Origin of the sequence: Xanthomonas hortorum, from assembly GCF_011305375.1 — a bacterium.
In the GTDB taxonomy this organism is placed as follows: Bacteria; Pseudomonadota; Gammaproteobacteria; order Xanthomonadales; family Xanthomonadaceae; genus Xanthomonas; species Xanthomonas hortorum_E.
Window position 1 is genome coordinate 165990 of record NZ_VCME01000021.1, and the last position, 22788, is coordinate 188777.

The window sequence follows — 22788 nt, forward strand, 5'->3', positions numbered from 1 at the left end:
GGCGGCATGGATGCCGCCACCGAGCCTCCATGGACGTACTTGCGGCGTGTCCCGCAAGCGGTGAGGGCACCGCGCGCTCGACTAACCAGGCTCTTGATCTAACGCATTTGACTGCAGCCAAACCAAGCGACGACTCAACATCCTCAGCTAGCGCGCTTTTGCGCGAGCCGCTCGAACAACGCAGGCAGATCGCGCATATCGTCGAACACCTCCAGCACGCCGATCCGTCGCAGGGTGTCGCCGTGCCCTTGCGGAATATGGCTGGCACCGGTAAAGCCCAGTACCTGCATGCCCGCCGCCAATGCGGCGGTTGCGCCGGTAGGGCTGTCTTCGATCACCAGACAGCGCTGCGGCGCCACGCCCAGTGTGCGGGCGGCCAGCAGATAGACATCCGGCGCCGGCTTGGGCCGCTCCACCATATCGGCACTGAAGATATTGCCCGCCGCGCGTGCGGTGAGACCGACGCGTTCGACCGAGGCGATCACATTGTGGCGGCGGCTGTTGGAGGCTACCGCCAGCGGCAACGGAATCTGTTCCAGCGCGGCGCGCGCGCCTGCAATCGGCTGCACCTGCGCCTTGATCAAGGCTTCGCTGCGCGCCTGAATCTGTGCCAGCAACGTCTCTGGCAACTGCACCGAGAAATGCTCCTGCACCCGCAGCAACACCTCATGCGTGGTCTGCCCGAACGTGGTCCCCAGCAAATGCTCCAATGCCTCGGCCGGCACGAATGTAGCCAGTGCCTCACGCATCACTTGGTCGGCCAGTATCTCGCTGTCGACAAGCACACCATCGCAATCGCTGATCAGTAAGTCGTAGACCATTGCACCCATCTGCTCGCAAAGCGCCATTATGCCGGCCGGGTTGTGACCGTTGGCTGTGGCAGGTTGCACGCGTGCGCAATGCCCGTCGTGTTGCACAGACCAACGAACGGCGGCAAGCGGGCTGAAGAAGTGAAATCCGCAGCGCCGGCGCATGTCACACAATCTTACCGCGCGTCGTTCGGGCAGCTGGTAGGATCGGCCCCGCTGCGGAAGGACTTCATGCAGCGTCATCAGGAATGCGATCAGGAGAAGGAGATTTCGATGCAACCGCGATTCCCTGCCCTGCTCGTTCTTGCGACCTCGTTTCTCGCGGTCTCATGCACCGCCTCGCCCGGTGCCAAGGAGCAAACCACCATGTCAGCTACGCTGCAGGACCACACCGTCGCGTTCCGCGACCCCAGTCTGACCGATATCGCCAAGGCCATTGCGCACGGCGACGTCGCCCGAATTAGTGCACTCGCCCCCACTGTCGATCTCGCCGCACACGGCGATCAGAACGTCACCTTGCTGGAGTGGGCGATCTGGAACGAACAACCACGCGCACTGGCCGCATTGCTCGACGCTGGCGCAGATCCGTCATTGCCGGGCATGGACCAGGAAACCGTCGTGCATATGGCCGCGATGGCGCAGGATCCGGAGTATCTGAAGGTGCTGCTGCAGCACAAGGCGCCGATCGATGTAGTTAGCGCGCGTGCCGGCTGGACGCCGTTGTTCCGCGCCGTGCAGAGCAAGCGCGATGCGCAGATCGGCCTGTTGATCGAGGCGGGTGCCGATGTGCAGCGTGTCGACCACACCGGCAACAGCGTGCTGCATCTGGCCGCACAGAGCGGCGCGGCAAGTCCTACAGTGCTGCAATTGCTCAACGCCGGTGTGGACCCAACGCTGCGCAACGCGCAGCAGAAAACCTTCCAGGCGTATTTCTTCACCACCCCGGATCGCCTGCTCAATGCCGCCGGCCAGCAGGTCAGATCGGACGTACGCGCATGGTTGAGCGCGCACAACATTCCCGTGGAAAGCAGCCGCTAAGCGGGCTTTTCGCACGACGAACGCAAGGAGCCGCGCATGAGCCCGTCAAATCCCAGTGATTCCTCCACTCCGTTTGCAGAGTCGATCCGTGGACAACAGCCACGTCCGGAAGACCAACAGTTTCCGGCAGTGCTGCAAGACCTCTACGCGACTGCCTCGCAGCGACGCGAAGGCAGCGCTGAAACTTTTACGCCCCTGCCCAATGGCTGGACGCGCATGGACGACAGCACGCTGCAACGGGCAGGTATCGACCCCAGTTTGCTACACGATGCTAAAAGCGGTTTCGATGCCGCGTTCTACCGCAACGATCAAGGCAACGTGGTGCTTGGCTTTTGCGGCACCGACGAAGGCAAGGACTGGAAGCACAACATCGGCCAGGGCCTGGGCTTCGACGATGCGCAGTACGCCTCCGCAATTCAACTGGGCAGCCAGGCCAGGCAGGCATTTGGCGACCAGGTGGTGATCACCGGTCACTCGCTTGGCGGCGGTCTGGCGGCGGCATCGGCGATGGTCAACGACATCCCCGCCGTGACCTACAACGCCGCAGGCGTCAACGACCGCACGCTGGAACGGCAAGGTCTGGATGCATCGGCGGCCAAGGAGTACGCCAGTAGCGAATTGATCCGCGGCTATCACGTCAAGAACGAGATTCTCACCCATCTGCAGGAAGACAGCATCCCGTTGAAGTGGGCGATGCCCAATGCGGCCGGCCATCAGATCGAGCTTCCGGAGCCGGACCCGTTGTCGTTCGGGCGACGCCTGGTGCCAGGCATGATGTTGATGCACCGCATGGACCTGCACGGCATGGACTCGGTGATCAAGGCGCAGGACATGCATTCGCCGAGGCAGGCGCAGGGCACGACCCTGCACACCGGCAGCCAGCTGTTCAACGATGCAGTGGTGCAGCTGGACAGCCAGCGCGAGCGCCTGGGGCTGCGCGACGACACCGCGTTTCTCAACACGGCCGCCAGCGTGGCCGCACGTGCAAGCAGCGACGGCTTGCAACGGATCGATCACCTGGTCCCAAGCCGCGAAGGCGACAGCCTGTTCGCTGTGCAAGGCCGCATGGACGACCCGACCCATCTACGCAGCCAGGTGCAGACCGCGGCGGCGGCCAACGAACCGGCGCAAGGCAATGTCGGCCAGCTGCAGCAACACAACCAACAGCAGGCGCAATTTCAATCGCAGCCGCCCTCCCCGCAGCAGGAAGAGCATCGCCGCCTGATCCAGTAGCCGTCGTTGCCCGTCTCCGGGCATTGGCGCGCGCCAGTGCCCGGATCAGCCCGCGCCCGCCATCGCGCGCAAGGTGATGCCAACCAGATAGGCCAGATAGGTGCCAGTGGCGTAGCCCATCGTGCCGAGCAGCACACCAACCGGCGCCAGTGCCGGGTGGAAGGCCGCAGCGACCACCGGCGCCGAGGCCGGGCCGCCGATGTTGGATTGCGAGCCGATCGCGAAATAGAAGAACGGCACCCGCAGCAACCGGCCCAGACCCCACAGCAGCGCAATGTGCACGGCGATCCAGATCAGCCCGAGCAGGAACAGCCATGGCCGGTCCAGCAGCGCCAGCAGATCCATCTGCATGCCGATGCAGGCGATCAGGAAGTACAGCAGCAGCGTGCCGATTTTGGAGGCGCCGGCACCTTCCAGCGTACGGGCGCGGGTGAAGCTCAGCAGCAAGCCCAGGCTGGTCGCCAGCACCACCACCCAGACGAACGGGGTGTCCAGACTGAACTGGCTGGCCCAGCTCAGGTTGGCCTTGCACCATGCCGCGAGCGGATTGGCCAGCGCATGCGCCAGGCCAACGCCGCCGAACGCCACCGCCACGATCACCATCAAATCGGCCAGGGTGGGAATGCGCGCGTGTTCGGCCTGGAAACGCGCCATGCGCTCCTGCAAGGCATCCAGCGCGCGGGTATCGGCACCGCTACGCGCATCGATCTCGCGCGCCCGCCCGGCCAGGAAGATCAGCACCGCCATCCACACATAACCGACACCGACATCGACCACCGCAAACTGGCCGAAGGTGGTGGCATCCACATCGAAGACTTCGCGCATCGCCAGCATGTTGGCGCCGCCGCCGATCCAACTGCCGGCCAGCGCGGCCATGCCGGCCCAGGTATCGCCCGCCACGGTGGCCGGATGCAGCCAGCGCATCACCCAGAACGCGACCACCGCACCAAGCATGATGCTCAGCGACGCGCCCAGGTACATGGCGACCAGCTTGGGCCCCAGCCCCAGGATTGCGCGCAGGTCGATACTCAGCGTCAGTAAGATCAGCGCTGCCGGCAGCAGCACGTCGCGGGCGATCGGGTTGTACAGACGGGTGTTGGCACCGTCGATCAGGCCGACGGTGTTGTAGATGCCCGGCAGCAGATAGCACAGCAACAAGGCCGGCACCACGGCATAGAAACTCCGCCACGGGCCGCGCTCGCGCGAGGAGGTCCAAAACACAGCCCCCAAGGTGGCGGCGATCAAGCCGAAGACGACGATATCGTTTTGGATCAGCGCAGAACCGGCGACATTCACTACGGGCGGACATCCAGAAAGTGGCCGCCAATGCGCGGATCGACCAACAGCGGCCGATGGCATGAATCTAGCCGACCCGGGCCTCTACGCACACCCTGGTATCGATGTTGACATCAGCATCGTCACTACGAGCCTGCCGCAGAGATGATTCGCGGGCTGTGCGGGAAAGCCAATCGCCGATGTCGCAGATGTAAAGCGAACAGAGGTAGTTCTAGATGTTTGTCAGACGCTCTCAGCCATAACGCCGCACCACGCGGTCGCCCTCGGCGGTCTTCAACACCACGCCGCTGGGCTGGCCAGTGGTCAGGCAATGCAGCCTGGCCATCACCTCGGCGTTTTCCAACGCGCCCTGCTCGCGCAGATAACGCAGCGGCGACCACTGCGGCCGGGTGACCCACCAGCCGCCCTGCTCGGGATGGATGCGTACAACGTAGCGGGACTCGTCCATCAGGCCTCCGGCCGGTGCGTGCAGCGATCGAACGATGGTGGGTAACGCGTGCGGGCTATCGCAGCGCGCTGCGCGTGGGAACGCGTTCTCCCATCAGCATGCCGACGTGCCCTTACTCAAGGGGCCGCGGGAGAGTGGCCAAGGGCCCCGCGTCCGGCATAGCCAGAATGTTCTTTTGATTATGGGAATACCGTCGGGTGGACACTGGCAGTGCGGTAGGAAAATTCTTACATGACACCGCTCATGCGCAGCGCTACAGTCGATCCCGAGCGGCGAACAGACGTCGCGAGCAGCCGTCAGGTAGCGCGGACGGTGGCAGCGGGGAGGTCAATCGCGCTTGGGAAGTGCCTCGGGGGAGGAGTTGCATGCATCTGCTCAGGAAGTTCCAGTTTCCGGTCAAGTCCGCGCTGGTGGTGGGTTATGTCCTGGTGATCCGAGAAGCGATCGTCTTGTGGTCGTGAGTACGTCAGGCCTCTGACGCTCAGGCTGCCGCATTGCGCGGACCGAGACCCGTCATGGCGTCTCAGTCCGCGTCCACCCAGCCACGCTGTTGTGCGGCTGCCAGGTCGGCGGGCGTGTCCACGTCCAGGGCAAGTGCCGGTGCGCTCACGCAGCCCAGCGTCTGCACGTCCAGGCTGGCGAACAGGCCGCGCAGGCCGCTATCGGCCTGCAACGGCACATCTGCCCACGCGGCATGCGTCACCACTGCGGGGATGCCACGTACCCCGGCGTAGCCGCTGGTGGCGCACCCCGAGGCTGCATGACCGGCCTCTTCGAGTAGCGCACGCAGATGCGGTGCGTCCAGCGCGGGTTGGTCGCAGCCCAGGATCAGGCTGCGCCGCAGCGTTGTGTCGTCCTGCACGTAGTGCCGTAGCGCGGCCAGGCTGGAGCCCATGCCTGCAGACCAGTCGCCGTGCCGCAGCACTTCCACCTCCAGACCTTGCAGGACATCGGTCAGTGCATCGGCCTCTGCGCCCAGCACCACCACGCAACGGCGCGGTGAGGTCTGCAGCGCGAGACGCACGAAGCGACGCAACAGCGGTTCACCATCGCGCATCAGCAATTGTTTTGCCCGGCCCAGACGACGGCCGGCGCCTGCGGCGAGTATCAGTGCAGCATGATCGCTGCTCATGCGCTCGATGCCGTCGTGCGTGGCGAAGAACCTCGCGGTATCGGCTGTGAATCGCGTCGTGAACGGCTTATCTGCCCATTGCAAATGGGTGCCGTGCTTGCACGCGACGGACCTTGGTCAGCGTCGCGAGATGCGTCGTCATCGTGATCAGAAAATACGGTCATGGCGACGTCGCGCAGAGTGGAGATGCGCTCAGCGTAGAGATCCGACTGTGCGTGCGGGGTGACTACGTGGCGCGTGTCTGCGGCACTTGTTGGCAAGGAATCCGCGCGCCAGAAGCGACGCCGCCAAACCAACTAATACCCAATAATACATATTAGAAATAATTCAAATTAAAGCAGCCTCTTGCCCGGCTGACACTCGGTGTTCTGCTTTTTCAAGCAACCGTCAATGTTAAGCATCCGTGCACTGATCTGGCGCAGCGGCCTATCGCCTTACGCGCTTCGCGCAGCAATCCCACTAGCCAACCCACCACTTCCCACCACAGCAGCCTGCAGATCGGCGACCGCCTGCGTGGCCTCGGCGACGATGCCGAGCGCGATAGTGTGCGGCGACGAGCGCCCCATGCGCCAGCCGGCCGGCAGCCGTAACCGGGCCAACGCTGCATCGTCGTGGCCGAGCGCGCGCAGTGCCTGCAGACGCGCTTCGCGTTTGTGCCGGCTACCCAGAATGCCGATACAGGCGACGTTGGATGCGAGCCCACGATGCGCGACCTGCAGATCGATATCGCTGTCGTGGGCCAGGCTGTACAACGCGCTGTCTGCATCCAGCACCAGATCCTGCAACGCCTCGCTCAACGCGCGGCGATCGTAGTGTTCCGGGGCCAGGCCAAGCGGTGGTTCGCTGGGACCATGCGGTCGCAGCACGCGCAGCTCGATGCCCATCTGGCTGGCCAGGGTCACCAACACCAGCAGCGCAGGATCGGCGCCGACCAATATCAATCGCAATGGCGGCCGATGCGTGCGCAGAAATTCGCTGGCGCGTACATCTTGCGTATTCGCCGGGTAGCGCACTGCGCCGGACTCTCGATCCAGCGCGACGTGGAACGCGCGGCGATGCTGGCGCGCATTGCGCCAGCGCGCCAGATGCTCGCCCAGATCCTGCACCGGCCAGACCAGCACGCCGATGCGTCCGCCACAGCTGAGCTGGATGTCGAGCACCTCGCTGCCCTCGCCGTAATCGAGCCAACGCGGCTGGCCGTCGCACAGTGCCGCGATGGCTTCGTGCGCCACCGCCGCTTCCACGCACCCGCCGGAGACATAACCGGCCACCCGGCCGTCTGCGCTGATCGCCATCTCGCTGCCCAATGGGCGCGGCGACGAGCCTTGCACATCGATCAGCGTGGCGATCGCCACCCGCTGCCCTGCCCGATGCCAGGCGGTGAGCGTCGGCAACAAATCGTCGTGCAACGCATAGCTCGGCCATGCCGGCCACGCCGGCTCGGCCGGCGGCGCATGCGCGACCGGGGCCACCAACGCACTCACGCGCGCAGCAACTCGGGCATGTGCGGCAGCAGTTTGTCGAGCGTGACCGGATAATCGCGCACGCGCACGCCGGTGGCGTTGTAGACCGCATTGGCGATGGCCGCAGCGACGCCGCAAATGCCCAACTCGCCCACGCCCTTGGCCTTCATCGGCGAGGACATCGGGTCGCTTTCTTCGAGAAAAATCACTTCCTGATGCGGGATGTCCGCATGCACCGGCACTTCGTAACCGGCCAGGTCGTGATTGACGAAAAAGCCCAGTCGCTTGTCGACCGCCAGCTCTTCCATCAAGGCGGCACCTGCGCCCATGGTCATGCCGCCAATCACCTGGCTGCGCGCCGATTTGGGGTTGAGAATGCGTCCGGCGGCGCACACCGCGAGCATGCGCCGGATGCGTACCTCTGCAGTGGCGATATCCACGCCGACTTCGACAAAGTGCGCGCCGAAGGTCGAGAGCTGATGGGTCTTGGACAAATCGCCGAATTCGATCTTGTCTTCCACCACCAACGCACCGCTGGCTGCGGCATCGCCCAGCGCGACGCGCTTGCCGCCTGCACGGACATGGCTGTCGGCGAATTCGGCTTTTGCCGGGTCCAACCCGAGTTGCTTGGCAACCGCTTCGCGCAGCTTCACCGACGCTGCATACACGCCGGCCGTCGAGCTATTGGCGCCCCACTGACCGCCGGAACCGGCCGATGCCGGGAAGCTGGAATCGCCCAGGCGCACATCCACCCAATCCAGCGGCACGCCCATCATTTCCGCAGCGGTCTGCGCAATGATGGTGTAGGAGCCGGTGCCGATATCGGTCATGTCGGTTTCCACCACCACGCGCCCGCCCTGCTCCAGGCGCATGCGCGCCCCGGAGGTCATCGCCGGTGAATTACGGAATGCGGCTGCCACCCCCATGCCAACCAACCAGCGACCATCACGGGTGCTGGCCGGCCTGGCCTTGCGCTTGGACCACTCGAACCGCTTGGCGCCGTCTTCCAGACACTTGACCAACTGCCGCTGCGAGAACGGACGCTGCGGATTTTCCGGATCCACCTGGGTGTCGTTGACGATGCGGAACGTGACCGGATCCATGTCGAGCTTTTCGGCCATTTCGTCCATCGCTACCTCCAGCGCCATCAAGCCTGGTGCTTCGCCGGGCGCACGCATCGCATTACCTTCCGGCAGATCCAGTACCGCCAAACGCGTGGCGATCAACCGATTGGCACCGGCATACAGCAACTGCGTCTGCGCAGCGGCGTTCTCCGCACCGCCCTCAGGCAGATCGCCAGACCAGGTTTCATGCGCAATCGCGGTGATCTTGCCATCGCGCTGCGCACCGATACGGATGTGCTGCAGGGTGGCCGGGCGATGCGTGGTGTTGTTGAAGATCAGCGGCCGCGGCAACATCACCTTGGCCGGGCGCCCCACCTGGCGTGCAGCCAACGAGGCCAGCACCGCATCGGCGCGCAGGAACAATTTTCCACCGAAGCCACCACCGATATACGGCGACATCAGGCGCACGTTTTCGCGCGGAATATTCAGCGTTTTCGCCAGATCGCCCGCGCTCCAATTGATCATCTGATTGGAGGTCCAGACGCTGAGCTTGTCGCCTTCCCACTGTGCGATCGATGCATGCGGCTCCATCATCGCGTGCGAATGGTCGGGCGTGGTGTATTCGGCATCCAGCTGCACCGGTGCGGCTGCGAAGGCGCCGGCGAAATTACCGACTGCACTATTCGGCGCGCCGCCTTCCTTGGTGACCTTGGCACCATCGCGTGCTTTTTCCAGATCGTAGGCGCCAACATGGCGACCGTAGTCGACCTTGATCAGCTGGCCTGCGGCACGCGCCTGTTCGAAAGTCTCGGCAACCACCACGGCAATGGCCTGGTGGTAGTGCTGAATCTCCGGCCCGCCCAGCAACTTGGCCGTGTTGTATTTGCCTTTGTCCAGCTTGCCGGCGTTCTGCGCAGTGACGATGCCCAGCACCCCGGGTGCATTGCGTGCAGCGCTCAGATCGATGCTGCGGATGGTGCCTTTGGAGATGCCGGCACCGATGACATGGCCGTAGGCCGCGCGAGCAGGCAGGTCGTGGTGTTCGTACGCATACGGCGCCTGGCCGGTGGTCTTGAGCGGACCATCGATGCGATCGACAGGCTTGCCGACGACCTTGAGTTGATCGATGGGATTGGTACCAGCGGGAGTGTCGAATTTCATATCAGGCCCTCGTGTCGGCCAGGATCGCGGTCAAGGTGCGCTCCACCAGCGGCAGCTTGAATGCATTGTGTTCGGTCGGCTGTGCGCCATCGAGCAGCACAGAGGCGATGGCACGCGCACCTTGGCGCGACTGCGCTTCGGCGGCTTCGCTGCGCCACGGTTTGTGCGCAACGCCACCCACACCCACACGTGCGCTGCCGTCGCGCTGCACGACTGCTGCAACCGACACCAATGCAAACGCATACGACGCGCGGTCGCGCACCTTGCGATAGACATGCGTCCCGCCAATCGGCTTGGGCAAGCTCACCGCGGTGATCAGCTCGCCGCGTTCCAGCACGGTTTCCAGATGCGGTGTCTTGCCGGGCGCGCGATAGAACTCGGACAACGGCACGGCACGCGTCTGCCCATCGGGGCGTACTGTCTCCACCACCGCATCCAGCACGCGCATCGCAATCGCCATGTCGCTTGGATGGGTGGCGATGCAGTCTTCGCTGACACCGATCACTGCAAGCTGCCGGTTGAAACCGCCGATCGCCGCGCAGCCGCTGCCAGGCAGGCGCTTGTTGCAGGGCTGATTGGTGTCGTAAAAATACGGGCAGCGGGTACGCTGCAGCAGATTGCCGGCGGTGGTCGCACGATTGCGCAACTGCCCCGAGGCGCCTGCCAACAATGCGCGCGACAACAGTGCGTAATCGCGACGAACGCGCGCATCCGCAGCCAGATCGGTATTGCGCACCAGCGCACCGATCCGCAGGCCACCCTCCGGCGTAGCCTCGATCGTGTCCAGGCTCAGGCCGTTGACATCGATCAGGTGCGAGGGGGTTTCGATCTGCAGCTTCATCAGATCAAGCAGGTTCGTACCGCCTGCGATGAACTTGGCGCCCGGCTGACGCGCAGCCTTGGCCGCCGCATCGGCCGGCGAGGTGGCGCGCTCGTAACTGAAGGCCTTCATGCGCGGTCCCCGGCGACATCGTTGATCGCGTCGACAATGTTGGAATACGCACCGCAGCGGCAGATATTGCCGCTCATGCGTTCCTGCAGTTCGGGAGTGGTGAGCCTGGTTTTGCCGGTGAGATCTTCAGTGACGTGGCTGGGAATGCCGCGCTTGACTTCGTCCAGCACCGCCACTGCCGAACAGATCTGGCCAGGCGTGCAGTAGCCGCATTGATAGCCATCGTGTTTGACGAACGCGGCCTGCATCGGATGCAGCTTGTCGGGCGTTCCCAGTCCTTCGATGGTGGTGATCTTGCCGCCCTGATGCATGACGGCCAGCGACAGGCAGGAGTTCATGCGCTGCCCATCGACGATGACCGTACACGCACCGCATTGGCCATGATCGCAGCCCTTCTTGGTCCCGGTCAGGTGCAAGTGCTCGCGCAAGGCATCCAGCAATGTAGTGCGATTATCCAACGTCAATGTCACCGGCCTGCCGTTGACCTCGAACGCAACCTGGCTCGACGCATTGGCCGGTTCGACCGCTTGACGCTGCGACATCGCATTGGCGGCAGTCGCCGCCATCGACTGGGTTGCGGCAACGCTGGCTGCCGACGCCGTGCCAGCGATTAGTACCTCGCGACGGGTCATCTTGATGTCTCTCATGGCTGGCATCTCCAACAATGCTGGCTTATTCAGTTCTTAAATAATGTGAAGCGTGGCCGGTCACAAGCGCGTGAGTAAGTGCCATCGGCGCGGGCTGGAACACGGAGGTGAAACACAGGAATGGACCGAGTTTAGTGCCGGTCTATGCGCGCATTGGCGGCATGTGGTGCATGCGCCTATGAACCCCGCTCATCATTGCGGCCAGGGATTTCACGACGTGTTCGCATACGCGCACCAGGCGTGTTTCTCGTCATCCAATCACACGCGTGGTCGCTCGCAAGCAAGCCGGACAGTGCAACCGTGGTCAATCAAATGACGGCTGCCGAGCACATGCGGTGACAATCACAGATTGGTGCAGTGCTCTTGAATGTCGTACAGCTGCAGTCCAGGGCAACGCGTACGCTGGCACACCCATTGCAGGGTCTTGGTGTCCAGACAGGTAGCCACCGTGACATCAGTCAGCAAGCAACGGCGACAACGTGCACAGCGCATTGCGCTGCACTTCGTGCTGATCGCCTCGTGGCTGCTACTGCTGGGTTCGGAGTACTGGTCGATCCACGAGGAACGCGCCACCGCGTTGCGCACCGCCGAAGCGCAATCCTTGAATCTGGCCAACTCACTTGCGCAACATGCCGGCGACACCATGGCGATCGCCGATGCGGTGTTGTCGGGTCTGGTCGCACGGGTAGAACACGATCAGGCCTCGGCAGCCGCGCGATCAGCGATGCATGGATTTCTGGTGCGCGAGGCACGCCGCTCGGATCGGCTGCATGGCATTTTCATCTACGCCGCAGATGGCAGTTGGGTGAGTTCGTCGTTGAACAGCGCACTTAGAAAGCAGAACAATGCCGACCGCGCCTACTTCAAATATCACCGCGATCATCGCGATGCCTTGTCGCTGGTCGGCCCGCCCGTCCAAAGCCGTTCCGATGGCAGCTGGGTGCTTACCCTGAGCCGGCGACTCAACATGCCCGGTGGCGAGTTTGCAGGGGTGGTGTTGGTCACGCTGCAACTGAAGTATTTCCAGAACTACTACAGCACTTTTGAAGTGGGCCCCAATGGCACGATCGGCATCATCAATGACGATGGCATCGTGCTGGTACGCCGGCCCGACAAACAGGGCGTGATCGGCACCTCGATCGCCGGCACCGCGATCTACGTCAACATCCGCGCGCACAAACACGGCACTGCGACCTATCGCTCACCGATCGACGGTGTGAAGCGCATTTCCAGCTTCGCTCCCGCACGCCCGTATCCGTTGACCGTGCTGACCGGTGTGTCGGTGGACGATGCATTGGCAACCTGGCGGCAATCCGCACGCCAGCGGATCGTGATCGCCACGCTGGGGTTTGCACTGTTGCTGGCAGTCGGCCTCTGGCTGGATCTGCAATTGCGCCGCATGCATCGCAACGAAGCCAAACTCAGCTCCGAAGCCTGGGTGGACGCGCTGACCGGCATCGCAAACCGGCGTGCATTCGACTACCGGCTGTCGCGCGCGCTGCAGGACGCGGTGCGTCTGCAGGCACCGTTGTCGGTGCTGATGATCGATGTCGACCACTTCAAGCTCTACAACGACACCTATGGCCACGTGAACGGCGATGCCTGCCTGCGTTTGATTGCGCGTGCGATCGCCGAGTGTTCGCGGCGCAGCGACGACATTGCCGCGCGCTATGGCGGCGAAGAGTTCGGCATGATCCTGCCGCATACCGACGCTGCCGGCGCGCTGCGCTTGGCCGATGCCGTGCGCAGCGCGGTCGCCGGACTCGGCCTGATGCACCTGTCCAGCCCCACCAGCGCGCACGTCACCGTGAGCGTGGGCGCGGCGACGTTCGAACCGGGCGAAGCGCCGCGCACCCCGGATGCGTTCGTGCACGACGCCGATTCGGCGCTGTATCGCGCCAAGCAGAACGGGCGGGATCGGACGTCGGCATGAGCGAGCAATCGCAGGTGTCAGATGCCAACAGGGTCAGCAATTGGTGCAACGTTCTTTTACATCCCTTTTCGACGCGGTGATCCGCGAAGCAGGCACCAACAAGGCCACGTCTACAGCAGCTTCCGGCCGACTCTCACCGCAGAGATTGGCCACGCCATTGTGGGATTCGTCCCGGCCAGAAATAGTTGGCCTGCCAAGCTAAACCTAGTGCAATGCGTCGCCGTGATGCCAGAGCGCGGGAATTCTACTTTCTCTAGGCCAGAGTTCATCCAGTGTCGGCACCTCGCGCAATCGACCGCCCAACATCACCGCGTCGATCTTTTGCGCGTTGCGGATATCCAGGCGCGGGTCGGCCTGCAGGATCACCAGATCGGCCAGCTTGCCCGCCTCCAGGCTGCCCAGTTCCGCACCGCGGCCGATGCTGCGCGCACCACCCAGCGTGGCCGCCTGCAATACCTCGGCCGGGGTCATGCCACCCTCCACATGCGCCTGCATTTCCCAGTGCATACCGGGTCCGGCGATCTCGCCATGCGAGCCCATCGCCACCAGCCCGCCCGCACGCTGGATACGCGCCACGTCGCCAGCGATGCGCGGATAAAGCATCAGCGACGGATCGATCCAGCGCTGCGACTGCACCTGCTGCATGGCGACCTCGTACGGGCGGGTTGCGCGGAACGTGGCATCGCCCAGCGGCCGATCGCGGATGACGTAGTTGTTTTGCGCCGCAGGGCCACCGTTGGCGATCATCAGCGTTGCGTCATAGCTTGTGCCACTGCGTGCCATCAGCTCGATCACGTCGCGGTACAGCGGTGTTGGCAGTGCGTGTTCGTGCCCGGCATAGCCGTCCATGACCTGATTGAGGTCGAGTTTCAGCGCCAGCGAGCCCTCGCTGGTGGGGCGCATGCCCAGCTCGTGCGCGGCCTGCACCAGCCACTGGCGCTGGCGGCGATTGCCGACCAGATACTGTTTGACGGTGCGTGTGCGGTAGTGGTCGCGATAACGGCGAAGCAAGGCGCGCGCCTCGTCCAGCGAGGCGATGCGGTTGAACGAGAACATCGCCATGCCGGTGGTCGGCGCGCGCGCACCCACTACCCTCCCGGCATCGACCAGATCCTGGTAGGCCAGCATGTCGATGCTCAGCGACGATGGATCGAAGGCGGTGGTGATCCCGTAGGCCAGTCGCGCGCGCAGGCCCCAAGGCCGCATGTCGAGCAGGTCGCGGCGAAAATCGGCGACGTGGTCATGCACATCGATCAGACCCGGAATGATGAAGCGCCCGCTGACATCGCGCAGTTGCGCGCCGGCCGGCACTTCCACGCTGCCGCGCGGGCCGATCGCGGCGATGCGCCCATCGCGCACCAGCAGGTCGGCATCGGCAATGACCTCATCGCCACGCTGCGTGAGCGCAGTGGCGCCACGCAGCAGCAGCGTGCCGCTGGCCACATCGCGCGGGACGTCCACCCTGGCCTGCACAACCTGCGTGTTCCGCCCTGGCGTTGGCACGTCTGCATCCCAGCCCGGCGCATCGGCAGCATGCAGGGCGATGTCGGCGCGTGCACGGCGGTAGACGCTGGAACCGATCGACCAGGTCATCGTGCGGCCGTCCGCACTCCACCCGAAATAATCCGCGCCGACATCGGTGATGCGCCGATGGCGCATGCCCGGCGCCAGCAGATCGACCGTTGTTCCCTTCGCCGGCACCGGCAGCAGGTGCAACTGCTGGGCGACCTGGGCCAGCAGCCACTGGCCGTCTGGACTGATCCGCAGGTCGTCCACCGGGACGCTGCCGTCCTGGAAGTACCAACCCGGCCCCTTCACCACGATGGGTGCATCGGCAAGGCCGCTGCGCAGATCGATGCCGAGCAGGCCGCCGCTGCCCATCGCGTAGACGCGGTCAACATCCGCACCGAAGTGCAGCGTGCCGCCCAACGTCCCGCGATAGAGGACCCTGGCCTGGCCGCCCTGCGCCGGCAACTGTTGCAGCTGCGCCTCGCGCACGCTGCCAAACACCATCGAGGCCTGCATGCGTGCCACGTTGTCGGAGGCCACCACCAGCACGTCGCGACCATCACGGGTGAACACCGGATGGGTGTAATACGCGCCAGGCCCGTGGCTGAGCTGGCGCGGCGCGGCGGCACCGGGCGCCAGTGCCCAGACCTGGCCACCCTCCCCGCCTTCCCAGGTGACGTAGGTCAGCGCCTTGCCATCCGGCGCCCAGCTGGGATGGAAGGCCGGCACATCCCCGGTGGGCAGCCGCTTCGGCAGCGCGCCATCTTCCATGTCCATCAGATAGAGCGCGCCCAACGCGGAGAACGCCACCCGCGTGCCGTCCGGCGAAACCGCAGGATCCTGGATCAGCCGCGCCTCTACCGGGCCGGTGTCCTCACGGATGTCGGCGCCGGTCAATGGCCCCAGCTCCAGATCGACCGACGCGATGAATCCAATCGCGCGTGAGTCACCACGATCCAGCGCGATGCGCTCGAAGCGGCCGTTGCGGCTCAGCAGCAGCGCACGCCCGTCGCGCGTGAAGGCATAGCGCGGCACCAGATCCTGCCAGCTCTGCGCCTGGCTCTGGTCGTGCGCGATCGGGAAGGCGATCCAGCGGTCCTCGCCGGTGGCGAGCGTGCGCAGGCGCAGACCGGTCTGGCCCTGCTGGCGGGTGGCGTAGGCCAGCTGATTGCCGTCCGGCGAGAGCTGCGGTCTGAAATAGGTACCGGGAAACGGCCGTCGCCCCGGGACACCGGGCACCGGCAATATTGTCTCCTCCTTGCCGGTGGCCAGGTCGCGTCGCACGATCGACCACAGTTCCAGCTCGGCGCTGTCCTTGTCATCGCTGCGGCGCGCTGCGTAGAGCTGCCTGCCGTCTGGCGACACCACCGCGCCCAGCGTGCTCTGCTCGCTACCAGCGCCCTCCGCGCGGACCGGTGCGACCAGGCGTTCGCTGCCATCCAGTCCGTAGCGCCACAGCTCGTAATCGTTGACCGACCAGCGGAAGCGGCTGACGTACAGGGCGCTGCCATCGGGCGCCCAGGCCGGCGACACCAACACGGTGTCGTCGTCGCCGAACGTGAGCTGCTGCGCATCGCGCCCATCTGGCCGCATGCGCCACAGGTTCTCCGCACCGCTGCGGTCGCTGACAAAGGCGATCCAGTGTCCGTCCGGCGAAAACGTCGGCTGGCTGTCGAAGCCCAGGCCGCGGCTGATCGCCTTGGCCCGGCCGCCACCGGCGTCCAGCGTGTACAGATCACCGAGCAGGTCGAACACCAGCCGGCCATCACGCGGCGACACGTCCAGCCCCATCCAGGTGCCTTCATCGGTCTCGAAGGCGATGCGGCGCGTGGCGCGCAATGGCAGCGTCTGTCCCGGCGCCTGCTGCGGGCGCGGCACGCTGGGCGTGGCCGCTGCTGTACCTGCAGCATCGGCCAGCCACGGCAGCGGCAGGTGCTCGGCGGGATCGTGGGCCAGCGCGGCAGCCGCGGCGATCGACAGACAGCCCATCAGGCCAAGACCGAACCACTGACGCACGCCACGCTCCTTCATCAAGGCGCCACCCTCGTCAGGCGGCGCCGGATCATGCCAGAGGCCTGCGCGGTTGCATTGCGCCGGCCGGTTTCAAGCACGGCTCACAGATCGATCGAGAACGAAACGGTGAACGTGCGCGGCGCGGCCAGGACCAGATAATTCGCACCCGAAGCGCCACCGACCGATGACCAGAAGCTGCGGTCGAACAGGTTGTCCACGCGCGCACGCACGCTCCAGGCCTTGCCGGCGGCCTGGAACGCATAGCGCGCGCCCAGGTCGAAACGCGTCCAGGACGGAATTTCCAGCACGTTGACCGCATCGGCGTATTGACGATCGGTATAGACCGCGCGCCCGTCGACCGTCAGGCCCGGCAGCGCAGCGATATCCCATTCCAGGCCCAGATTGGCCTGTTTTTCCGGCACACCGAGCACGTCGTTGCCTTCGTTCACGCCGTCCTGGGTCTTGTTGTAGCCGGCATCAAGCAGGGTAATACCGCCCAGCGCGCGCAGGCCGTCGATCGGCTGGCCGTAGAAGCTCAGCTCCAGGCCCTGGTTGCGCTGCTCGCCGTCGCTGGTCAGGCGTGCGTTGCTGACCACGGTATTGGGCTGGTTGATGCGGAACAGCGCCGCGGTTGCGCCGTAGCTGCCGGCGTCGTACTTGGCGCCTACTTCGAACTGCTTGGACTTGAACGGCGCCAGCAGTTCGCCGGCATTTTCCAGCGGCGTGCTGCCGGACACGGCGGGCACTTCCTGGCCAGGCAACAGGGCTTCAGCGTAATTGGCATACAGCGACACCGCACGGCTGAACTTGAAGACGACCGCGCCGACCGGGGTCACCACACTGTCGTTGTAGCTGCTGAGTCGCGCGCCGGTGTTGTAGTCGTAGCCGTACTGCTCCAGCGTCTGGTGGCGTGCGCCCAGGGTCAGCAGGACGCGGCCGTCATCGAAGGCCAGCGTGTCGGCGATGGCGACGCTGCGGGTCTCGTTCTTGCTGGTGGTCAGCGGCTCGAACAGCACGCCACCGGGGAACAGGCCACCCAGCGGTGCCACCGCCACCGGGTCGTACAGCGTACCGACCGCCGTGCCGTAGCTGCCGAATGCAAAGGCATTCTTCGAGTCCAGCTTGAAGGCCGACGCCGATGCACTCAAACGATGACCGACGCGGCCGGTGTCGAACGTCGCGCGGATGCCGACATCGCCAGTGGTGACCTTGTCTTCCCGGTAGTTGTCGAAGCGGCCGGTGTTCAAATTGCCGGCGGCATCGGCGTTTGGATTCGCCAGCACATTGTGCTCGTCGCTGTCGCGCATGCCGATCGCCGCCCAGGCCATGACGCTGTCGGTCAGGTCGTATTCGGCACGGATCACGCCGAAGGTGTCGCGCTCTTGGGCGAAGGTCCAAGGCTGGGCGAAGTTTGTATCGGCATCGGGTGCGATCGGAATTCCACCCACCGGAGTGATGCTCGGACGCGGACGGTCGGTACGCTGGTCCTGCCAGCCGATGTCAGCCGACAGGCGTAGCCGCTCGCCACGATAATCCACGCCCAGCGAGCCCATGCCGAGCTCGCGATCCTCGTCGGTGGCGTTCTCGCCATCGCGGCGGGCGAGGTTGGCGCGCAGCCCCCAGGCACGGTCCGGGCCGAAGCGGTAGGACGCATCGGCCGCGGCATACGCCTGGCCGCCGGTCTCGGTGCCCAGTGTCAGCCGGGTGACGTCATTCTCGCCAGCGCGCTTGGGCACCAGATTGAACGCACCACCGATCCCGCTGCCGCCGGGTGCGGCGCCGTTGATGAAACTGTTGGCGCCGCGAAACACTTCCACCCGCTCCAGGAACTCGGCCGCCACGTATTGACGCGGCAGCAGGCCGTACAGGCCGTTGTAGCTCATGTCGTCGGAGAACACGGGGAAGCCGCGCACCACGTACAACTCCTGGAAGTTGCCGAACCCACGCGCCACCCGCACCGCCGGGTCGTTCTGCACCACGTCGGCCACGCTGCGCGCCTGCTGGTTGCGCATCAACTCGGCGGTGAAGTTCATGCTGTTGAACGGCGTGTCCATCACGTCGAGGTTGCCGAACAGACCGACGCGGCCGCCGGTGGCGACCTGGCCGCCGGCATAGTCGGGCGGCAGTTCGACCTGCGAACCGTCGGCAGTGACGGTCAACGTATCGAGCGTCTTGGCAGTGTCGAGGAGCGTTGCAGCTTGCTGCGACCACGCGATCGGCGCGGCGCAGCAACAGGCGATGGCAACGGCAAGTCGCGCGCGCGGACGCAGCGACAGGAAATGCGGGACATGGGCGCGCATGCAGGGGACCTGGTCAGCTTGAAGTGAGACGCTGGCTGGGGACGCGGGTTCCCTGGCTGAGAAGCCGTCCAATGGCACACAGACGACGCGCAATTATGGCACTTTTCACAGCATCCAAACATTTTTACGGGCGTGCACGCACTACCAACAACGCGCCAGATGCCTGGTGGCTCGCTGAGAAGCCGACTAAGATCGCCGCTCGGATCAGGACGTGAAAGATGTCTGCGCTTGATCCTAGCGAAAGATATAGAATTTTATTGATATCTAGCACCCGCTAGCTATTGCGGCCGCGTTTCTGCTGTTTATGTCGATGGCGCCAAAGCGTAAACCTAACCCCAAAACGCACTTAACGGTATGACGCCGTCCGCTGACTCCCAACAACTTGCCAAGATCGATATCATCAGTCCCGTAACCCAAAACCGAACGCTACTCAGGATGAGAGCAGGACGGATCTACGCCGGGCTTCCTCCTGCTAGAGTCGCGGATGTTAAAACGCAGCTTTCTCCCCAGCTGAAAAGAGGAATGCCTCTGTCAGGTTGAGCTGCCCACCCCTTTTTCCGCTGATAATGCAGAGGTCGGTCGCACATGCCTAATCGTTGGTGACCATGTAAACGGTCATGTGGACTCCAACAACCGGCGGGCGCCAATAATAAGCGCTGCCGCCCGCTTCTTATTGGTGCCGTCGTACTTGAACTGACGCAGCAAATAAGAATATGCAGAAGTCGCGATCTCTCGCTTCCCTATAGCCAAGGAATCGGCCCATAGGCGACATGCGCGAACAAAGGTTGGATACGGACAATCTTCCAAATATTTGTCAAGATCGCCCCAATCCTCCGCATCCTTATCTTTAGGCCACTCATTATCAATCCATGGACTATCGGGATGAAACATCGCACTAAGTTCAAGGGTAACTGGATCAATACTCGCGGGCCCTTCCCTTGCCTCAGCGTAGTCAATTACCGCCGGACGACCATCGGAATCCAGTAGAACATTTGCCCCATGGAAGTCGTTATGAACACATCCCCAGTTCACTTGCACCATTCGACGCTCGAAATCATCGACCCAGTCCAAACTAAAAGCATTCACGATCGCCTCCGCCTTATCATCACTGAGTAGAGTGCGTCGAACATCAGCAACGCTCCTTCGCGTTTCGCGACTCCCCTGAACCCACGCAGCGAGCCCTTTTGACGTTTCCTTTACAGCTGCCTCGCAGACATCAGGCAAGACTGCTGAGAGCTTAAAGAAATCGTAAATATGTCCAGCAGCTAGCCCGTAAAACACTGCGCCGGTAGCCTTCCCTCCGAACTCGTACGTCGCGAGAAGCCTCGGCGTGATACCAGGAGGTAACCGCTGGACGAAACCATTGTACTTATCTCGCTCTTTCCTGACCTCCGCAATTGAAGCAACCTTGGCAACTGCCTCATGGACTGGCGCACCAGCCTCATTATAGATTGCAATCCGCAGAACGGCCGAGCCTGATAAACCGCCCGTCAATCGGCTCGCCTTGCAACGCACGCAATTGTGCATACTAGCGAAGATACGTAGCAGCCTATCAACTTCAATATCAAATGGCTCGCCGGCGACTTCTAGCTCGACATTAGAGAGTCGCGCAAATCCCTCCAAATACGGCGAGATTGAATTAATAAAAGTATCAAGCTGAAATTTACGGTGAAGCTTCACTGATGCCACAGTACCGCCACCCCAGATGTCCATCTGATGAGCGCTCGCCAAGAGCTCATCAGTGAAGTTCTCGACCGACGACCCCGTCAAAAGACAAACTGGGGTTCCTGGCGCAACTGCGCGCGCTTGGCCAAACACTGCGCGTCCATGCTGAGGTGCGGCATCCAATTCCCCGCTAGATGTCGGTATCGTCAAATCAAGAACGATGAAGTCGAAGAATTCCTTCTCGATAAACGCTATCGCATCATTTCGGCTATTAGCCACGGTAATGGTCACCGCAACCTGGCTCCCTTTGAGTACCAGAGATGCAGCGTCTATTGCGGCAAGGTCATCCTCGACGAGGAGAATTCTAACGCGAAAGTTATCCATTAAAAAATACTCCATCGCAAGTCATAAGATGCGCCGCTTCCTCGAGCAGAATGAAGTTCAAGGCTACCGTTAAGAGACTCCATAGCTTGCTTCGCAACAGCCAATCCGAATCCCAGATGCCCCTCCTTCGTCGAATTACCCGCGCGCAAGCGCTCTTCGATACTTCCTTTGACACCTGGGCCGCTGTCGATCACCGACACCCAGTACTCGCGATCTGATCGCCCCCAGTTCACGATAATCGGATGCTCAATATTCGAAGAACCAAACTCTGCGATCGCCTCGTACGCATTCTTAATGCCATTACCAACTGCAAGCCTCAGCAGCGCCTGATCAGATTCAACAACGAACGGCCTAGGTCCATGCATCGAAACTTCCGACCTGCCAGCAACTTCAATCGTTACGATGTCAGAAATCAACTGGGCAAGATCAAAATCCGTTCTGGAAGGCGATCGAGAGGCTTCAACGAGCACAGTCACTCCTGAAAATATCTGCTGTAGCGTTTCAAGCTCAATCTTTATCTTTGAATCAGCATACGATGCAACCTCTAAGGATGCATACAACGCGACACGTCCGAGAGGACCTTCCATCTCGTGCAACGCAAGCCTGCCGACCCACTCGATCGCTTTAGCAAATGCCTCACTCTCTGCAATAGCAATCGCCTGATCAGTCGGCGCAGGAGATGTGTATGCGCTTGCCATGAATCGTGCAAGCGCTGCATCAAGCCGGCGGAGGACATACGTATCGCTCTCCACTTGCCTAGCTCGCCGCAGAACGGGAATATCTGCCTCGGTGGCGTGCTGAGTAAAAAACGTAGCCGCCCTCAGGCGCTCTCGCGAAGAGCGATCGAGCAATAGCTCTGCAGCTTCCTCATGCGTCATTGCTTATGTTCTCAGAATAAAACTCCGCGCGTCGCGCAAAGGCCTCTCGCCCGCCCTCCATTACCGCGGTGATCGCCTCAACGATTGCTGGTGTCGACAGCACACCGGACTCCTCGATAAAGCCTCGCCGCCCATCCGATCCCATCTGAATGACCGAACGCGCACTGCCGAGGACAGGGATGTTCGCGTTGTGCGTTGAAACTATCAATTGGCTATGTGCAGGTCGCCCGATGATGGCCTTTACAAGCGTTTCAGCAATAAAAGCATTGTCGATATGGTCTTCAGGCTGATCGACAACCACGAGCCGGTGAGAGTGCTGGAGAACGATGGGAAGAATGGTTGTGCAACGCTGTCCTGTAGATAGGTCGGCAATACTTTTGTAGACAGCGCCATCGAGTAATTCAAGACTCACTTCATCATCGACCAGCACAGTGGCCAGTCTAGAAAGACCCGACTGACGCAGAGCCGACAACACCCGAGATGCACGATCAATCGTTACCGACAACATCTCAGACAACTGAGCCGCGTCGTCAGCCTCAGCCATTCCAACCAGTTCTCTGGGGCTGACGTTTTCTGCGATCTGCGACGCTAGGTCGTTGTAGCGAATGCCGCTTCCACGCAGCGCCTCGACCAGTGCAGCAGCATACGCATCTGTTCGCGCCGCTTTCATAATACTCACCTTAATCCTTGGACCGAGGGTCGAAGAAAGACTTTGAGCAATCCGCTTTCGCTCCGCATATCTCTGCTCTCGGATGTCGTCGAGGATATCCAAAGCTTGAGAGCGCTTATGAATAGACCGCTCTAAGGAACCTCTGAACAACGCACCATAGATACGTGACACTACCCGCCTCATGTTGAGGAGT

General features: G+C 62.9%; 15 protein-coding genes and 1 pseudogene. 3 read left to right on the plus strand and 13 right to left on the minus strand.

Translation table 11 applies throughout. The features are described 5' to 3' along the window. Positions 1-143: 143 nt before the first annotated feature. Entirely contained in the window at positions 144-848 is a 705-nt protein-coding gene (locus FFY45_RS18010) for an HAD family hydrolase (protein WP_176341486.1), read from the minus strand. Between the two features lie 234 nt (positions 849-1082). Between FFY45_RS18010 and FFY45_RS18015 the strand changes: the two genes are divergently transcribed. Further along, entirely contained in the window at positions 1083-1847 is a 765-nt protein-coding gene (locus FFY45_RS18015) for an ankyrin repeat domain-containing protein (RefSeq protein ID WP_176341467.1), read from the plus strand. A gap of 36 nt (positions 1848-1883) precedes the next feature. Next, entirely contained in the window at positions 1884-3080 is a 1197-nt protein-coding gene (locus tag FFY45_RS18020) for a Tle-like phospholipase domain-containing protein (protein ID WP_176341468.1), read from the plus strand. 45 nt (positions 3081-3125) lie between these two features. Here the strand turns inward: FFY45_RS18020 and FFY45_RS18025 are convergent, their stop codons facing one another. The 7 genes from FFY45_RS18025 to paoA form a co-directional block, all read right to left on the minus strand. Beyond that, entirely contained in the window at positions 3126-4376 is a 1251-nt protein-coding gene (locus FFY45_RS18025; protein ID WP_176341469.1) for a DUF819 family protein, read from the minus strand. A gap of 232 nt (positions 4377-4608) precedes the next feature. Continuing rightward, on the minus strand, positions 4609-4824 hold the full coding sequence (locus FFY45_RS18030) for a hypothetical protein (RefSeq protein ID WP_104551679.1): 216 nt from the start codon (positions 4822-4824) through the stop codon (positions 4609-4611). Positions 4825-5347: 523 nt separating this feature from the next. Continuing rightward, on the minus strand, positions 5348-5956 hold the full coding sequence (locus FFY45_RS18035) for a nucleotidyltransferase family protein (RefSeq protein WP_176341470.1): 609 nt from the start codon (positions 5954-5956) through the stop codon (positions 5348-5350). Positions 5957-6390: 434 nt separating this feature from the next. Beyond that, entirely contained in the window at positions 6391-7440 is a 1050-nt protein-coding gene (locus FFY45_RS18040; protein ID WP_176341471.1) for an XdhC family protein, read from the minus strand. Continuing rightward, positions 7437-9644, minus strand: coding sequence for an aldehyde oxidoreductase molybdenum-binding subunit PaoC (gene paoC, locus FFY45_RS18045; protein WP_176341472.1), 2208 nt, complete (start codon positions 9642-9644; stop codon positions 7437-7439). The genes FFY45_RS18040 and paoC overlap by 4 nt, the downstream gene beginning before the upstream one ends. A 1-nt stretch (position 9645) precedes the next feature. After that, positions 9646-10596, minus strand: a complete 951-nt coding sequence (locus tag FFY45_RS18050) for an FAD binding domain-containing protein (protein ID WP_176341473.1) — start codon at positions 10594-10596, stop codon at positions 9646-9648. After that, the gene (gene paoA, locus FFY45_RS18055) at positions 10593-11243 is read right to left on the minus strand and encodes an aldehyde dehydrogenase iron-sulfur subunit PaoA (RefSeq protein ID WP_176341474.1); all 651 of its coding nucleotides are present in this window, start codon (positions 11241-11243) and stop codon (positions 10593-10595) included. The genes FFY45_RS18050 and paoA overlap by 4 nt, the downstream gene beginning before the upstream one ends. Before the next feature lie 367 nt (positions 11244-11610). On the opposite strand from paoA, the gene FFY45_RS18060 reads away from it, so the two are divergent. Then, positions 11611-13176 (plus strand): sensor domain-containing diguanylate cyclase, encoded by a 1566-nt coding sequence (locus tag FFY45_RS18060; RefSeq protein WP_255172055.1) that lies wholly within the window; start codon positions 11611-11613, stop codon positions 13174-13176. A gap of 204 nt (positions 13177-13380) precedes the next feature. Here the strand turns inward: FFY45_RS18060 and FFY45_RS22335 are convergent, their stop codons facing one another. The 5 genes and pseudogenes from FFY45_RS22335 to FFY45_RS18085 all read right to left on the minus strand — a co-directional run. After that, positions 13381-16701, minus strand: a complete 3321-nt coding sequence (locus FFY45_RS22335) for an amidohydrolase family protein (RefSeq protein WP_176341476.1) — start codon at positions 16699-16701, stop codon at positions 13381-13383. Positions 16702-16799: 98 nt separating this feature from the next. Then, entirely contained in the window at positions 16800-18998 is a 2199-nt protein-coding gene (locus FFY45_RS18070; protein ID WP_176341477.1) for a TonB-dependent receptor, read from the minus strand. A 615-nt stretch (positions 18999-19613) separates the two neighbouring features. After that, positions 19614-21047 (minus strand): response regulator, encoded by a 1434-nt coding sequence (locus FFY45_RS18075; protein WP_176341478.1) that lies wholly within the window; start codon positions 21045-21047, stop codon positions 19614-19616. Continuing rightward, positions 21047-21925 carry a sensor histidine kinase gene (locus FFY45_RS18080; RefSeq protein WP_176341479.1) on the minus strand — a complete coding sequence of 293 codons (879 nt, stop codon included), beginning with the start codon at positions 21923-21925 and terminating at the stop codon, positions 21047-21049. Before FFY45_RS18080 ends, FFY45_RS18075 begins: the two co-directional genes overlap by 1 nt. Then, a pseudogene (locus FFY45_RS18085) lies at positions 21915-22788 on the minus strand (hypothetical protein); the annotation flags it as partial. The pseudogene FFY45_RS18085 and the gene FFY45_RS18080, both read right to left, overlap by 11 nt.

Excerpts from the sequence above, each read along its gene's own strand:
- paoC (WP_176341472.1), bottom strand. The coding sequence starts at position 9,644 with ATGAAATTCGACACTCCCGCTGGTACCAATCCCATCGATCAACTCAAG.
- FFY45_RS18035 (WP_176341470.1), bottom strand. The coding sequence starts at position 5,956 with ATGAGCAGCGATCATGCTGCACTGATACTCGCCGCAGGCGCCGGCCGT.
- FFY45_RS18050 (WP_176341473.1), bottom strand. The coding sequence starts at position 10,596 with ATGAAGGCCTTCAGTTACGAGCGCGCCACCTCGCCGGCCGATGCGGCG.
- FFY45_RS18070 (WP_176341477.1), bottom strand. The coding sequence starts at position 18,998 with ATGCGCGCCCATGTCCCGCATTTCCTGTCGCTGCGTCCGCGCGCGCGA.
- paoA (WP_176341474.1), bottom strand. The coding sequence starts at position 11,243 with ATGAGAGACATCAAGATGACCCGTCGCGAGGTACTAATCGCTGGCACG.
- FFY45_RS18015 (WP_176341467.1), top strand. The coding sequence starts at position 1,083 with ATGCAACCGCGATTCCCTGCCCTGCTCGTTCTTGCGACCTCGTTTCTC.
- FFY45_RS18060 (WP_255172055.1), top strand. The coding sequence starts at position 11,611 with ATGTCGTACAGCTGCAGTCCAGGGCAACGCGTACGCTGGCACACCCAT.
- FFY45_RS18075 (WP_176341478.1), bottom strand. The coding sequence starts at position 21,047 with ATGGATAACTTTCGCGTTAGAATTCTCCTCGTCGAGGATGACCTTGCC.
- FFY45_RS18080 (WP_176341479.1), bottom strand. The coding sequence starts at position 21,925 with ATGACGCATGAGGAAGCTGCAGAGCTATTGCTCGATCGCTCTTCGCGA.
- FFY45_RS18020 (WP_176341468.1), top strand. The coding sequence starts at position 1,884 with ATGAGCCCGTCAAATCCCAGTGATTCCTCCACTCCGTTTGCAGAGTCG.
- FFY45_RS18030 (WP_104551679.1), bottom strand. The coding sequence starts at position 4,824 with ATGGACGAGTCCCGCTACGTTGTACGCATCCATCCCGAGCAGGGCGGC.
- FFY45_RS18010 (WP_176341486.1), bottom strand. The coding sequence starts at position 848 with ATGGCGCTTTGCGAGCAGATGGGTGCAATGGTCTACGACTTACTGATC.